Genomic DNA, 16353 nt, shown 5'->3' on the forward strand with positions numbered 1-16353 from the left:
TCTACCTTCTCCCCGTTTGCGGGGAGAAGGTGCCGGCAGGCGGATGAGGGGCAGCGCCATGCGGCTCGACAAATGGCTCCGCCGCGGCGCGATCACCGCCGCCTCGCTTGTGTCCGTGGCCGGCTTGACCTGGGCTGCCTTCGAAGCCGCCGACCGCGCTTTCCCGGCGCCGTTGCCCGAAAAGCTCGCCGTCTCGACCGAGGTCACCGACCGCGACGGGCAGCTCTTGCGCGCTTATGCTACCCCCGACGGCCGTTGGCGTCTCGCCACCACGCTGGACCAGGTCGATCCGCAATTCGTCGCGATGCTGGTCGCCTACGAGGACAAGCGTTTTTATGACCATGCCGGCGTCGACTACATCGCGCTCGCCCGCGCGTTCACGCAGTTCGCCGGCAACGGCCGCATCGTGTCGGGCGGTTCGACCCTGTCGATGCAACTCGCCCGCCTGATCGAGCCGCGCGAAAGCCGCAGCTTCGGCAGGAAGATCCGGCAGATTTTCCGCGCCATCCAGATCGAACGGCGGCTGTCCAAGGCCGAAATCCTCGAACGCTATCTCACGCTGGCGCCCTATGGCGGCAATCTGGAGGGTGTGCGCGCTGCCTCGCTCGCCTGGTTCGGCAAGGAGCCGAAGCGGCTCGGCGTCTCGGAATCCGCGCTGCTGGTCGCACTGCCCCAACTGCCCGAGCGCCGCCGGCCCGACCGCAATCCCGCAGGCGCGAGAAACGCGCGCGACCGCGTGCTTGCCCGCATGGTCACCGCCGGCCGCCTTGGCGAGATGGAGGCCGCGCGGGCGGCGCTCGACGAGGTCACCGGCGTTCGCCGGGCGCTGCCTGCGCTCGCCGCCCATGCCGCCGACGCCGCGCTTCGCAGCCGCCCGGCGGAATCCAGGCATCAGCTCACGATCAGAAAGAGCGTGCAGGAAGGGCTGGAAGCCGTAGCCCTCGAAGCCGCGCGCAAGCTCGGCCCGCGCATCTCGGTGGCCATGGTGCTCGCCGACGCCATGACCGGCGAAATCCTCGGCGAGGTCGGCTCGGCGAATTATTTCGACCCCAGCCGCTCTGGCTGGATCGACATGACCCGCACGCTGCGCTCGCCCGGCTCGACGCTGAAACCGTTCATCTATGGTCTCGCGATGGAGGAAGGCCTTGTCGCGCAGGAAACGCTGATCGAGGACCGCCCGGCCGACTTCGCCGGCTACCGGCCGAAGAATTTCGACATGACCTATCAGGGCGACGTCAGCGTTCGCCAGGCGCTGCAGCTTTCGCTCAACGTGCCGGCAATCCGGCTGCTCGACGCCGTCGGTCCGCAGCGGCTGGTATCGCGCTTCCGCCAGGCCGGTGTCACGCCGACGCTGCCCGTCGGCGAAGCGCCAGGCCTCGCCATCGGCCTCGGCGGCATCGGACTGTCGCTGCGCGACCTCGTCCAGCTCTATACGGGCCTGTCGAACGGCGGCAAGGCGAAGGTCCTGCGCGACGGCTCGGAAGCCGCCGCGCCCGCGCCGCTCGCCAACGGCATGGTCCTCGAGGCCCAGGCTGCCTGGCAAGTCACCGATATACTGGCCGGGGTCCGGCCGCCGGTTGGCGCAGCGCCCCGCGGCATTGCCTACAAGACCGGCACTTCCTACGGCAACCGTGACGCCTGGTCGGTAGGCTATGACGGCCGCCATGTGCTCGGCGTCTGGGTCGGCCGTGCCGATTCCGGCTCGGTGCCCGGCATTTCCGGTTACGAATCCGCCGCGCCCGTCCTCTTCGAAGGGTTTGTGCGCTCCGGGCTCGCAGCAACGCCCCTTCGCCGGCCCCCTTCTGGCGCCTTCCGTTCCGCCCACGGCGACCTGCCGGTGACGCTGGAGCGTTTCGTCTCCGCACAGGCGGGCGAACTTGCGCCAGCACCCCGCGCCATCGCCGAGCCCGCCCCGCGCATTGTCTTCCCGCCCGACGGAGCACGCGTCGAGCTCGGCGCTGCCACAGCGGATGCGATCCCGCTGGTGCTCAAGCTGCAGGGCGGACGCGCGCCGTTCCGCTGGCTCGCCAACGGCAAGCCGCTGGTCGAGATCGAGCGACGGCGCGAGGCGATCTGGCAGCCCGACGGCGCCGGCTATTCCACGCTCACCGTCATCGACGCCGCCGGCCGCGCCGCTAGCGTGAAGGTGTTCGTGGAGTAAGGTTTTTTTGTCGGCCGGAGCCGTAACTCGGCCATCACCGCGTCCTTCGTGAAAATTGGACCCTCGCCGTCTTCCACCATGGACGCTAAGTCTGGTGCAGCGCCGGCGCTTCCGGCCGGAGCGACTTCATGCCCGTCTCGAAAGCCTTCCGTCCCTCTCTCGCCCATGCCGCCTTGGGCAGCGATTTCTTCGACGAGGTCGAGCCGGCGAGGTTTCCCGAGCATACCCTCCGCTACCGCAACCAGCGCTGGGCCGAGCGTGTCGGCCTCGGCAGCCTGACCGACGCCGAATGGCTCGACCATTTCGGCCGTTTCGCGTCCCTCCCCGGCGGCAATCCGATCCCGCTGGCGCTGCGCTACCACGGCCATCAGTTCCGCGTGTACAACCCCGAGCTCGGCGACGGGCGCGGCTTTCTCTTCGCCCAGATGCATGACCTCGAGGACAGCCGGCTGCTCGACCTCGGCACAAAGGGCAGCGGACGCACGCCATGGTCGCGCACCGCCGACGGCCGGCTCACCTTGAAGGGCGGCGTGCGCGAGGTGCTCGCCACCGAGATGCTGGAGGCGCTGGGCGTCGACACATCGAAGACCTTCAGCCTGATCGAGACCGGCGAGGAATTGATGCGCGGCGACGAGCCCTCGCCCACCCGATCCTCAGTGCTGGTCCGGCTCAGCCACTCGCATATCCGCATCGGCAGCTTCCAGCGCCTGCTCTACCTCGACGATCATGACAACATCAGAAAGCTGCTCGACCACTCCATCCGCACCTACATGCCGGAACTCTGGCACGACGACATCGGCGAGCGCGCGCTGCGCTTCCTCGAAGAGGTCAGCCGCCGCGTGGCGGTCACCGGGGCCGGCTGGATGCTTGCCGGCTTCGTGCACGGCGTGCTCAACACCGACAACATCAACATCACCGGCGAGAGCTTCGACTACGGCCCCTGGCGCTTCCTGCCAGTTCTGGATCCGGCCTTCACCGCGGCCTATTTCGACCAGACCGGGCTCTACGCCTATGGCCGCCAGCCCGACACCCTGCTCTGGAACCTGACGCGGCTTGCCGAATGCCTGCTGCCGCTTGCCGAGAAGTCGAAACTCGAGGACGTGCTGCGCGGCTTCGAACCGCATTTCCAGCGCGCCTTCAACGCGGCGATGCTGCGCCGCCTCGGCCTCGCGCCTGCCGGCGAGGATGCCGCGACCGCGCTCGTCCGCTCTGTCTGGAAGTTCCTGATCGACACGAAAATGCCGTTCGAGCAGTTCTTCTTCGACTGGTTTGGCGGTCGGGCGAGCGAGAAGCGCGCTGCGGCTAGCCCGTCAGCCGAGTTCTACGCCGCCGAGAACTTCGAGCCCGTCTTTGCAACCCTCGCTGCACACAAGACCGATGCCGGCATCCGCCTCGACCACGCTTATTTCTCGCGTGAAAAGCCATGCACCATGCTGATCGACGAGGTCGAGGCGCTCTGGGAGCCGATCGCCAACAGCGACGACTGGTCGGCCTTCCACGCGAAGCTTGCCGACATAACGGAAATGCGCGAGGCATATTCGACTGTGGAGTGGCCCTAGGCGATTTCAGCGGACCTCCCTAAGAAGCACCGTCAACGCTTGTTTGATTATGGCAACTGTCCTAACCTTGCCAATTGGGCGGACGGGCAAAAGCGGCCAAGAGTTTGCTATGCGGCATTCATGCAAAGGAATGTTGATAAGCGCACTGTTCTTCCTGAACGCTGTATTAAACAGCGCCACTGCCCAGCCAGTTACGGGCAGCACCAACAATATCGGCGTGGAAACCGGGCCGGCGCCACGGTTCCAGATCAGGTTTATCGAGTTTTACGTCAAGGACGAGACCGGCATCGACTTCCTTGGGTCCGACGATGTCGTTTTCATCGTCAACGCTGCTCAATATGAATTGAGTGTCAGACGATATTCGGTTAACGGCGACGAATGGTACACGTTGGAGACAGGCGAGCAGTGCATCATGCCGGCCATCGATCCCGATAGCTCTCCCAACGATATTTGGTTGTGTCAGGAGGCTGGCAGTCCAGCGCCGATCACGTTCAATATTTCTGCCTGGGAAAAGACTTTTAACTGGCCCTGGTCCTTTGGTCCCGGTTTTTCGGCGCCGGAAACGGACAGCGATATCTTGCCGCTCGGCAGCACAGATCGGCTCAAGCACAGACAGACGCGCATCGGCCAGCATCATGTCGATCTGCCGCAAGCGATGCTGCTCGAAAAAATGCCCCGGGTCGGAGACAAATGGCCGTTCACGATAAGCCTGGTAGCAGGTTGCCTTTCGCCAGGGCCATGCTTTGACGAGGAGCCTTGGTACGACCTGACTTTAGAAGTTGCGCGCGTCGGCGACGCATCCCAACCGGTGCCTCTCGATCCCAATCATTGATCGATAAGAACAGCGTCGGCTTCCCGCTGTCTGGCGGACTACGCAGCCCGCCTTGCCGCGATCTGGCGCATTGCGATCACCCGCCGGCGGTAGATCTCGGTGCGCATTGCCGCCACATGCAACGTCAGGAACAGCAGCGTGAAGCCGACCGCCATCACCAGCAGCGGCACCAGCATCGTGGCGTCGATGGTCGGCCCGTCGAGCCTGAATACCGACGCCGGCTGGTGCAGCGTGTTCCACCAGTCGACCGAGAACTTGATGATCGGGATGTTGATGAAGCCGACCAGCGTGATGATCGCCGCCGCGCGCGCCGACTTGGCCGGATCGTCTATCGCCCGCGTCAGCGCAAGGATGCCGAGATACATCAGGAAAAGCACAAAGACCGAGGTCAGCCGCGCGTCCCACACCCACCACGTGCCCCACATCGGCTTGCCCCAGATGGAGCCGGTGACGAGCGCGAGAGCGGTGAACACCGCTCCGATGGGCGCTGCCGCCTTAAGCGCAACATCGGCCAGCGGATGCCGCCAGACGAGCGTGCCAAGCGCCGAGAGCGCCATCAGCGAATAGCAGAGCATGGAAAGCCAGGCGAACGGCACGTGGATATACATGATCCGCACCGTAATGCCTTGCTGGAAGTCCTCCGGCGCGCTGAAGCCCAGATAGAGCCCGGCGGCGAGCATTATGGAACTCGCGCCTGCCATCCAGGGCAGTATGCGATCGGCCATCGCCAAGAATTTGCTCGGATTGGCGAGGTCGGAAAACCGCCTCGTCCCGCTCCTCGTCTCGCTGCCGCTGGTGTCGCTCATGACGAGCTACATAAACCCGCGGCTGACCTGCCGCAATCGCGCCAAGCGCCGCATGGCCTTCAGGCTGAAGGGCGCGGCGCGCCGGGCCGACCTCGATGCGGCTGGAAAGCTAGGCGGCTGCTTCCACCGCCGCGATGCGCGAAATACGGCGCACCTCTTCGTCATTGAGCAGCCCGCCTGCCCGAAGCAGCGAGGCAAAGCGCCCGTTGCGCGCCGACAGCTCTGCAAAGCCGCCCATCTCCACGATGCGGCCGTTGTCGAGGAAGATGACGAGATCGGCGTCGCGCACGGTCGTCAGACGGTGCGCGATGATGAAGGTTGTGCGGCCGGCGCGCAGGCGGTCGATCGCTTCCTTGACCCGGGCTTCGGTTTCGACGTCGAGCGCGCTGGTCGCTTCGTCCAGCACCAGGATCGGCGCATCCTTGAGAATCGCGCGGGCAAGCGCGATCCGCTGCCGTTCTCCGCCGGAAAGCTGGCTCCCCCGCTCTCCCGCCAGCGTATCGTAGCCTTCGCTTTTGGCCAGGATGAAATCATGCGCCGCGGCGGCCTCCGCCGCAGCGTGAACCTCGTTGTTCACCGCTCCGGCGCGCCCGATGCGGATGTTCTCCTCGATCGACCGGTTGAAAAGACCTGAGTCCTGGAAGACGGTGGCGATCGACTGCCGCAGCGACTTGCGGGTCACGCCGGCGATGTCGACGCCATCGATCAGGATGCGGCCATGCTGCGGCGAATGCACCCTTTGCAGGAGGTTGATGAGCGTCGTCTTGCCGGCTCCGGTCGGTCCGACGATGGCGACCGTCTGTCCCGCCTTCACGTCGAAGGAAATGTCCGCGACGCCCTGCCCCGAATTGGGGAACTCGAAACTCACGTCCTCGAAGCGCACGTCGCCGTCCGCGCGCTCGAGCTCGCGCAGGTCGACCGGTTCCTGGGCAATCGCGGCGGCGTCTTCGAGGCGGTAGAACTCCTCGAGTTTCACGCGCGCGTCGAAAACCTGGTTCACGAAGTTGGAAACCTGGTCCAGCCGGCTGATGAGAAGCGACGCAAAGCCTGTGAAGGCGACGATGTCGCCGATCCTGAGTTCGCCGCGCGAGACCAGCAGCGCACCGATCAGAAGCACGACCATCATGGACACCGTCGACGACAGCCGGTGCATGGCGCTCGCCAGCGCCCACCAGTCGAGCACTGGGTTCTGCGCGGCAAGCAGCGCGCGCGCCTGGGCGCGCAGCGCCTCGGTCTCATGGCTGACCCGGTTGTAGCTTTGCAGGACCGCGACGTTGCCAACCGAATCGCTGACATGCCCGAAAACCTTATGATAGTGCCGCTCTACCGACCTCTGGCCTTCGTTGGTCTTGCGCATCACCAGCCGCCCGATGACGACGTAGAGGGCGCCGAGCACTACCAGCACCAGCGACATGCGCAGGTCCAGCGTCAGCGCAGTGGGCACAAGCAACACCAGCGCGACGAAGGTGGAAAGATGCTGGCGCATGAATTCGAGCCAGAGCGAGAACAAGGCGTCGACCGCCCTAAGCAGCGTGTGCAGGGTGTTCGACGAGCCGCGCTCGTGATGCCAGGCAAGCGGCATGGTGATGACGCGTTCGAAGGAATCGCAAAGCACGCCTGCCCGGCGCGCATGCGCGACGCGGTCGGCGCCGCGCGCAACCAGCACGAAGGCGACGATGTTGAATGCGCCGATTCCGGCCCACAGCGCCAGCGTCGGCACGAGGTCGCCCTTTTCCGTGATGGCGTCGATGATGCGGCCGAACAGGATAGGTTCGGCAATGGTCACCATGGCGAGGATGACGTTGGCGCCGCAGATGAAGGCAACGCGCCTCTTGTCTGCACCGAGATACCGGAGAGCCCTCCAGTAGATTTCGAACAATGACACGCAATTACCTCGTCATGAAAATTGTGCAGCGCACAATGCAGGGACTGTCGTACTCGCTGTCGGGTCGCAGTTCAATGCGCTCCTAACGGCCCCGTTCCCCATCGGCGAACAACAAACCACAACGGCATGTAACGTCCTGTGATCCAGCTAACGGATTGAGAATTAAGAAAAAATGGCAACCTTGCGGCGAAAAAATGGCGGGCCGCGCCAGCTTTGTGAAAAATTTTCAAGATCAATTTGGAATGAATACTGTAATTTCAACGTCTCCGGTCTGCCTGAGGTCGATTTGACAACCCGGGCTGCGTTCGCCGCCAATCTCGATAGCCGCCTCAATGCCGTCTTCGCGGCGAACCGTGATCCGGTAGACCGCGTCCGAAAGTCGCAACGTTGCCTTGTAGCCGTCCCAGTGGCCAGGCAGCGCCGGCTTTATGGTCAGGCGGCTGCCTTCCTTCCGGATTCCGAGGATGCTTTCGACCGCCGCGCGGTACATCCAGCCGGCGGACCCGGTGTACCAGGTCCAGCCGCCCCGCCCGCCCTTGTCGGGCGACGAATAGATGTCCGCCGCCACGACATAAGGCTCCGTGCGATACTGCTCGGCCGCCTTCTCGTCGCGCGAATGGTTGACCGGATTAAGCATCGAGAAGCAGCGGTAGGCATCGTCCGCCTTGCCCATCTCGGCCAGCGCTATGACGAACCAGGCGGCGGCATGGGTATACTGGCCGCCATTCTCGCGCACGCCGGGCGGATAGCTCTTGATGTAACCGGGCTCCTTGGGCGTGTCGTGGAAGGGCGGCGTGAAAAGCTTGATGATCTGCAGCTCTTCGTCGACCAGATGTCTGGTCGCGGCCTCCATCGCGGTCCTCGAGCGTACCGGATCGCCGCCGCCCGACATCACGCTCCACGACTGTGCGATGGAGTCTATCTTGCATTCGTCGGAATCGCGAGAGCCGAGCGGCGTTCCGTCGTCGAAACTGCCGCGCCGGTACCATTCGCCGTCCCAGGCGGCGTTCTCCAGCGCCTGCTTCAGCCTGTTGGAGTGCTTGTCCCAGGCCTTGGCGCGCTTCGCGTCGCCATGCGCCTTCGCGATGCCGATGAAGTTGCCGAGCGTCTTGAGCAGGAACCAGCCGAGCCAGACGCTTTCGCCCCTGCCCTCCTCGCCGACGCGGTTCATGCCGTCGTTCCAGTCGCCGCCGAGGATAAGCGGCAGGCCGTTGGCGCCGGTGCGCGCCACCGCCAGGTCGAGAGCGCGCACGCAATGCTCGTAGACGCTCGTCGTCTGCTGGGTGACCTCGGGTGTGAAGAAGGCGTCGTGCTGGCCCGGCTGCAGCGGATCGCCTTCGATATAGGGCACTTGCTCGGTCAGGAGGGAATCGTCGCCGGTCACCCGGACATAGCGGTGGACTGCATAGGCCAGCCACACCACGTCGTCCGAGATCATCGTCCTGACGCCGGCGCCGGTGCGCGGCAGCCACCAGTGCTGCACGTCGCCTTCCTCGAACTGCCGGCGCGCGGCGTTCAGAATCTGGTCGCGCGCAAGCTGCGGATCGTGCAGCAGCAACGCAAGCGTATCCTGCAGCTGGTCGCGGAAGCCGAACGCGCCGCTCGCCTGGTAGAAGGCCGAACGCGCACGGATGCGGCAGGCAACACTTTGGTAGGGCAGCCAGTGGTTGACCATTGCGTCGAAAGAGGCGTCCGGCGTCTCGACCTGCAACGTGTCCAGGAAACCGCGCCATTCCTTCTCGGTCTCTGCCAGACGTTCGTCAAAATCCTTGTCCCGATGCTTCTGCGCCAGCGCGCTGGCCTCATCGGGGGAGCCGGCGTCGCCCAGAAGCCACAGCAGCGTGACCTCGCCGTGGGCCGGAACCTCGACGTCGCGCGCCATCGCAGCACAGGGATCGGCGCCGGCCTCCACCCTGCCCGAGAGCGCGGCTCCGGCGGCAACCGTCCTCGGCAGTTCGACTGTCCCCTCATGTCCGATGAACTCGCGACGGTCGGCCGTCACCGACTGCGCCTGGCCATCCGACGCCAGAAAAGCGACGCGGTCGCCGAAATCGAGGCTGTAAGGGTTGCGGGCAAACAGCGCGCCGGTCCTCGCGTCAATCGACGGCACAATGGTCGGCGCGGATTTCGCGCGGTTGTTGCCAAGCACCCACTCGACATAGGCGTAGACTGTCAGCCGCGCGGCGACCGATCCGGAATTGCGTATCGTCAAACGCGACAGCTTCACAGGATCAGCCGGATCGACGAGCTGCGTCAGCTCGAGCGACAGCGGGCCGCGTCTGGCGGTGAAGATGGAAACACCCTGGCTATGGCGCGCCTCGTGGCTCGTAGCGGGATCGGGCGCGACGGCTGCGAAGGGCGAGAAGGCTTTGCCGCTTGACTGGTCGTAGACGTAGAAGGCTTCGCCGGGGCGATTGGTCACCGGATCGTTCGACCAGGGCGTCAGCTGGAAATCGCGGCTGTTGCGGCTCCAGGTGAAGGATGCGCCTTCCGCCGAGGTGTGGAAGCCGAACGCCTTGTTGGAGATGACGTTGATCCAGGGATGCGGGGTTCGGCGGCCGGAGCCGAGCCTCACCACATAGTCGCGGCCGTTTCGGTCGAAGCCGCCAAAGCCGTTCCATGATTGCAGCCCGTCGCCGCTCGCAGGCGCGCTGATGCGTGCAGGCGCCGGGGCAAAAACCGGACTGCCCGCGGTTTCGGCCGTTTCGCCGATAGCCAGACGTGCGGCGTCGCGCGCGGCCAGCGCCGCCGCCTCGGCCCGCTCGATCTGGTCGAAGATGCGCCCATTGCGGGTGTGCAGTACCACGCGCGCGACCGCGAGCAGCGTCTTGTAGGAACTCTCGTCCATCAGGTCGCGGCGCACCGCGAAGATGTGCTGGCGCGGTCCGAGTTCCTTGCCCCGCAACCGGCTATTCTCGCACAGTTGTTCGATCGCCTGCTGCAGGTCCTGGACATAGGACGAAGCCTGTTCGTTGATGATGACGAGGTCGGCGACGAGCCCCCTTGCGCGCATGTATTCCTGATAGCGAAGCGCACTCGCCACGATGTCCAGGTCGGCGACGTCGCCGATCCTCACGGCAAATATCGCGTAGTCGCCTGAGATGCTCATCGGCCAGAGCGCCGACTGACGGCCGAGGCCGGATGCGACGACATCAGCGGATTGGCGCAAAAACGGATCCGGATAGATGAGGTAGGAGGCGAGCTTCTGGACGTTTGCGGCGTCGGCGAGGCTCAAGCCCATATGCCGCGTCTGCACCTGGCTTTGCGTCCAGGCCAGCGTGGCCTGCCGCTGGAATCCCCCGGAATGGTCGAGGCGGCCGACAGCCGCCTCGACTTCCGCGCGGTTCGACGCCACAACGGTCCAGAAGGTGAGCGACACCTTCTTGTTGGCACGAACGCGCACCCTGCGGCGCAGCGCCGCCACCGGATCGAGCGTGAAGCCGTGATGGCCGCCGAGACGGGAGTCGGGGTCGAAGGCCGCCGGGTCGGCAATCGTGCGCCCTCGCCCGATGAAGGCGCGCCGATCGGTTTCGGCTTCCGCGTCACGCACGCCGGTTGGATCGGTGACGAAATGCGCCGCGGCTATGTCGGGCTCGTCCGCGGCGCGCTTGCGGCGCTCCGCGAAGATGATGTTTCGATTTGCCGAGATCTCCGTCTCGACGAACATCTTCGAGAAGACCGGATGGGCGTTGTCGTTTGCTTCGGAGGCCAGCACCAGCTCGGCGAAGGACGTCACTTCGATCAGCCGGTCGGTCGACCCGTCATTGATGATGGTGATGCGGCGCGCCTCGCCGTTGCCTTCCGAGACGACGATGCACTCGACTTCAGTCCGCAAGGTCCCGACCGTCTTGATGAATGTCGCCTTGTCGTCGCACAGAAGCGTCTCGCAGACTTCGTCCGCCGCCTTTTTGGGCTCTGCGGTTGCCGACCACCATTCGTTGGTCGAGGTGTCGCGCAGGAAGATGTAGGTGCCAAGCCGGTCCTCGCTCGGATCGGCCTGCCACCGCGTCACCGCCATGTCGCCCCAGCGGCTGTAGCCTGAACCGGTCGCGGTCACCATCACCGAGTAGCGGCCGTTGGACATCAGGCTGGTCGAGCGCAGCGCCGCGGCAGGGTTGAGCACCAGCCGCGTGTCCGGGCTCTGCTCGACCGCCAAGCCCTTGACGCGCTCGTCGGCCTCCGTACGCACGGTCGATACCGGAATGTCGCGCGGCGCCTTCTCCTGCAGCAGCAGTTCCGCCGCCTCGATGACCGGATCGCTGTGGAAGCGGTCGCGCATGCGGCCCTCGAAGACGACGTTCGCAACAGCGACGATCGACATGCCGGAGTGATGCGCCATGTAATTGTAGACAACCTGGTGGTCGGTGCCCTCGGGCACACGCTCGGGCGTGAAGTCGACCGCGTCGTGATAGCCGTAGCGGCCGAGAGCTCCGATCGCCGTCAGGCGCTCCAGGTTTTCAACCGCCTGGCGCGGCATGAACTGCGCGGAGAGCAAAGTCGCATAAGGTGCTACGACCGTATTCTGCCCCAGGCCGCGCTTCAGGCCGAGGCCGGGCACGCCGAAATTGGTGTACTGGTAGGTCAGCTCGGGATCGCGCGCGTTGTAGGCCGCCTCCGAAATTCCCCAAGGCACGCGCTTCTGGCGGCCATACTGGATCTGGCGCTTGATGATGAGGTGGCTGGTCTGGTTCAGGATGCTGCCTTGCGGCTCCTTCATCACCAGCGGCGGCATCAGATATTCGAACATCGAGCCCGACCACGACATCAGCGCGCCCCGGAACCCGATCTCGACGATCGGCCGTCCGAGCCGGAACCAGTGTTCCGTCGGCAGGTCGCCCTTGGCGATACCGAACAGGCTGGTCAGCCGCGCTTCGGAGGCGAGCAGATCGTAGCAGCTCTCGTCGAGCTGGTGCTGCTCGACGCGGTAGCCGATCGACAGCAGCTTGCGCTCCCTGCGCATCAGGAACGAGAAATCCATCTCGAAAGCGAACTGGCGGCAGCGTTGGCCGAGCGCCAGAAACGTCTTGCGCAGCTCCGCGACGGTCTGGTCGTCGCTGTGCGCGTCCTGCACATGCGCCTCGCAAGTGGCCTGCAGCCTTGCCGCCCAATCGGCGAGGACGGCGCTCTTTTCCGATTTCGCCTCGGTATCGATGGCAACGGCGAGCTTGCGGATCTCGCTCGCCTGAACCGTCAGGTTTATGGTGCGGATCGACGCCATCTCAGGCTGCGTCTTGATCGTCTCGACGGCGCGGCGCATGCCGACAACGCGGTCGACGAGGCGCTGGCGCAGCGGGCGCAGCTGCCGGCGATCGTCCGGCAGGTCGGAAAGGCTCTCGTCAAGGATCGTGACGCAGTCGAGTATACCCTCGAAATCGCCCTGCAGATGCACCGATGGCGCCTCGGCCCATTCCGCGCAGGCCGCGGCAGCCGCCACCAGATGGCCGGCGAGGTTGCCGCTGTCGACGCTCGACACGTAGAGCGGAGAAAGGGGGCGAAGCGTCGTCGTCTCGTACCAATTGAAGAGATGGCCGCGATGCCGCTCCATGTTCTCGATGGTCGTCAGCGTCGCGTCTATGCGCGCCGCCGCGTCCGTCAGGCTGATCCAGCCGAAATCCCGCGCCGACACGATCGACAGCAGATAGACGCCGACATTGGTCGGCGAGGTGCGCGACGCAACGACCGGAAGGGGCGTTTCCTGGAAATTGTCGGGCGGCAAGTGATTTTGCTCGGCCGTCACGAACGTCTCGAAATAGTGCCAGGTGCGGCGCGCTACCGTCCGCAACTGCGCGGTATCGGCGGGCGAGACGTGCAGCCGGTCCTCGGTCTCGGCAGAACGGCTGATCAACCACGCGAAGGCCGGCGATCCTGCCCAGAAGAAGAGGAAGAAGAAGCCGACGAATGCGCCGGTGGAATCGGCGGCGACCGCGATGGCGAGCCCGACGACCGCAATGACCACCGCGCCGTACATCAGGCGATAGTAGGAGCCGACGCTGTTGTCGCCCGTCCGGTAAGCGTCGGAGGCGGTGCGCCACTCGAGCAGGTTCTGCCGGGTAACGGACATGCGGTAGAGCGTCCGCACGATTGCGTCGCCCATCATCCAGGCGCTGTGCGCCATCAGGACCACCCGCAGCGCCACCAGCGCCGTACCGAAGGCGGCATCGCGCGCCAGCGCGGTGAAGTGGCCGCGCACCGTCGCCTCGCGGCTCTTCGGCAGGATCGCGTCCACGATGTCGAAGGTCGGCGCCATGAACAGCGCCAGGACGAGCAGCGCCTGCCACTGCGCCGCCTGCGTGAAAGGCAGCAGCGCCCAGCCGGCCACCGTTGCCATCACCCAGAAGATCGGGGTCAGCGAACGCCTGAGATTGTCGACCATCTTCCACCGCGACAGCGCGGGCACCCCGGACTTCGGGCTGAAGATGTAGCCGAGCAGCTGCCAATCGCCCCGCGCCCAGCGGTGCTGGCGCGACGCGTCGACCGAATAGCGGGTCGGATAGTCCTCGACCACCTCGACATCGGTCACCAGCGCGGAGCGGGCGAATGACCCTTCCAGAAGGTCGTGGCTCAGCACCTGGTTTTCGGCAATGCGGCCGGCAAGCGCCGTCTCCATCGCGTCGATGTGGTAAAGGCCCTTTCCGGTGAAGGAGCCTTCACCGAACACGTCCTGGTAAAGGTCCGAGACGGCGAACACATATGGGTCGATGCCGCGGTTCGACGACAGGACGCGCTGCAGGAAGGAAGCTTCGTCGCCGGTCGTCAGCGAGGGGGTCACGCGCGGCTGCAGAATGGAGTAGCCGGCGACCACCTTGCCAGCCGCCGGATCGATCACCGGCCGGTTGAGCGGATGGCAGAGCTTGCCTACCAGACCGTCGACGGCATCGCGCATCATGCGCGTGTCGGCATCGAGCGTCATGACGTGGACCACGTCTTGCGGCAGCGGCGCCTCCGGCGTCAGGAAGGTCGTGTCTGGGTCGCCGCGCAGCAGCAGGTTCAGCTCGTGCAGTTTCCCGCGCTTGCGCTCCCATCCCATCCAGCACCGCTGCGACGGATTGTAGAGCCGGCGGCGATGCAACAGGTAGAAGCGCGGCGGCCCGCTCATCGGATAGCGCAGGTTGAGCCGGGCGATCTCGGCCCGTGCGAAGGCTAGAATCTCGTCGTCCGCGACGCTCTGCTCGACATCGCTGTCGGGCCAGTCGGAGAGCAGCGCGAAATGCACCTCTCCCGTCATATTGGCGAGGTGATGCACCTCGAGCTTGCGCACAGCCTCCTCGACGTCGTCGCGGGAACCGATGAGGGTCGGCACCACGACCAGGGTGCGCGCCTCGGCGGGTACGCCGTCCTTGAATTCGTAGCCGACGAGCCGCGTCGGCTTCAGGAACAGCAGCACGATCGTGTTGAAGAAGCCGAGCGCGCCTTCGCTCGCCGGCACGGCAAAAAGCACGAGCAGCAGTACGATCGCCGGCTCGGGCAGGCCGATCGCCGCCAGCGCCTGTCCTGCCATGACCATCAGAAGCACCGTCAGAAGGAAGACCGGTACGACGATGCCCGTCCAGCCTGTCGCCCGGAAGGCACGCATGAGCCGGCGGCCGAAACCGGGCCTGTAGCCGATCGAGCGCTCGAGCTCCTCGCGGCGCGAGCCGACCAGGAAGAAGCCTACATTGTCCGCGATCGGCTGGACCGCCGGAGCCGCAACCTCGGCTTGCTCTTGGGTCCCGCCCGGCGCGTGCGCTTCACCGTAGCCGGCGAGTTGCGTCGCCCGCTCGGCCACGTCGAACTCGCTGACGTTGGAGCGTCGCGCCAGATCCTCGATCGCCTGGCGGTACTGGTCCCGCGAGGCAAAGTCCAGTGAAGCGACGTCGGTACGTTCCCTGAGCAGCGCGTCGATCCGGCTGACGTCCTCGAACCAGGCGGTCCACTCGATATCGTTGATGAGGCGCAGGCCCCTGACGATGTTGCCGGTGGTGACGTTGCCGGACGACAACGTCTGATGTTCGGCGATGATGATCTCTTCGGCGTCGCTACCGGACTTCTCCAGCTCCTTCTCGAGCCACGTCAATGCCTTGCCGGAATTGTGCGAGCCGTCGCGCAGGCGATAAAGAAGCTGCGTGGCGAAGGTGGTGTCGCGAGCATGCGCCGCGTAGGGAGCCAGGATTTTGAGGTCGTTGTCCTCGTCGGGCGTTGCGAGCACGCGGTCGGCGACTTCATTGGCGATCTGGCGCATCTGACGCGCGCGGCTCACCCGGACCGCGATACGCCGCAAATTCTCGATCAGCACGAAGCGCAGCAGTGAGGGCAGCGCCCACAGTTCGCCGATCTTCATCGGCTCGATCGACTGGAATCCTTCGACCACCGATTTGAAAGTGTGACCGGCGACCGTGCTGTCGGAATGGGCGACATAGATCCAGGCGAGAGCCAGCGCGCGCGGCACGGTCGTGCCGTCAGGCAGCGTCATCACCGGCAGCTCGCGGTAGAAGCGGCGGGGCAGGTCACGCTTGATCTCGTGGATCGTCTCCTCGACCAGATAATTGTTGTCGAGCAGCCATTGCGCGGCCGGAGTCACCATTTCTCCGCGCGTCTGCGCGGCATTGGTGGTGCGGTAGACGTCGAGGATCTTCGCGGCGTTCTCACGCACGCGTTTCTGGAAATCGAATTTCTCCATCCCGAAAATCGACGGGATTTCGTTGCGCGCCAGGCTCTCGCCGAGTGCCTTCAGCCGATCCTCGTGCAGGTATTGCGCACGAATTGTCCGTTCTGGAGCAGCCGGGAAATGATGCGCCGGCTTTTCCAGCAGCTTAGGATCAGTTTGAATATTCATCTAAAATCCGTCGGACCCTCAACTCCGCGTAACCGCGGAGCTCTCGCTTAACTGTTTTCGCTGCATTTGGTTGCGTTGCAGCATTCCGGGTCGGTTGCCCCGCGAGACCGCGCGGCCGACTGCCGGAAGGCATCTAAAATGCGGCTTCGATAAAAGCCCGGATCGGCGGTCGTGACAATGTCGCGATTGAGGCTTTTTCGTGGCTGGAGCAATTGGCTGACCGAAGCGCGGCGTTTGAGAGGGTCGAGGAAGTGCTATAGAGGTGGTCAAGCGGTGGTTTGCGGCGGTATCGGGCGAA

6 protein-coding genes are annotated in these 16353 nt (G+C 65.0%); 3 read left to right on the forward strand and 3 right to left on the reverse strand.

Annotated elements, in window-relative coordinates; genetic code table 11:
* Positions 1-58: 58 nt before the first annotated feature.
* The 3 genes from pbpC (at position 59) to ABLE71_RS16150 (ending at position 4552) form a co-directional block, all read left to right on the forward strand.
* Positions 59-2161: a penicillin-binding protein 1C gene (pbpC, locus tag ABLE71_RS16140; protein WP_348784447.1), complete on the forward strand. Its 2103-nt coding sequence runs from the start codon at positions 59-61 to the stop codon at positions 2159-2161.
* 128 nt (positions 2162-2289) lie between these two features.
* Positions 2290-3720 (forward strand): protein adenylyltransferase SelO, encoded by a 1431-nt coding sequence (locus ABLE71_RS16145; RefSeq protein ID WP_348784448.1) that lies wholly within the window; start codon positions 2290-2292, stop codon positions 3718-3720.
* A gap of 130 nt (positions 3721-3850) precedes the next feature.
* Positions 3851-4552, forward strand: a complete 702-nt coding sequence (locus tag ABLE71_RS16150; protein WP_348784449.1) for a hypothetical protein — start codon at positions 3851-3853, stop codon at positions 4550-4552.
* A 38-nt stretch (positions 4553-4590) separates the two neighbouring features.
* On the opposite strand, the gene ABLE71_RS16155 is transcribed toward ABLE71_RS16150, so the two are convergent.
* The 3 genes from ABLE71_RS16155 to ABLE71_RS16165 all read right to left on the reverse strand — a co-directional run bounded on the left by ABLE71_RS16155 (position 4591) and on the right by ABLE71_RS16165 (position 16055).
* Positions 4591-5358, reverse strand: a complete 768-nt coding sequence (locus tag ABLE71_RS16155; RefSeq protein WP_348784450.1) for a heme ABC transporter permease — start codon at positions 5356-5358, stop codon at positions 4591-4593.
* A gap of 109 nt (positions 5359-5467) precedes the next feature.
* Positions 5468-7243 (reverse strand): glucan ABC transporter ATP-binding protein/ permease, encoded by a 1776-nt coding sequence (locus ABLE71_RS16160; protein ID WP_348784451.1) that lies wholly within the window; start codon positions 7241-7243, stop codon positions 5468-5470.
* A 232-nt stretch (positions 7244-7475) separates the two neighbouring features.
* On the reverse strand, positions 7476-16055 hold the full coding sequence (locus tag ABLE71_RS16165) for a glucoamylase family protein (RefSeq protein ID WP_348784452.1): 8580 nt from the start codon (positions 16053-16055) through the stop codon (positions 7476-7478).
* Positions 16056-16353 lie beyond the last annotated feature (298 nt).

It is taken from the genome of Mesorhizobium sp. KR9-304 (genome assembly GCF_040049215.1).
GTDB lineage: Bacteria > Pseudomonadota > Alphaproteobacteria > Rhizobiales > Rhizobiaceae > Mesorhizobium_K.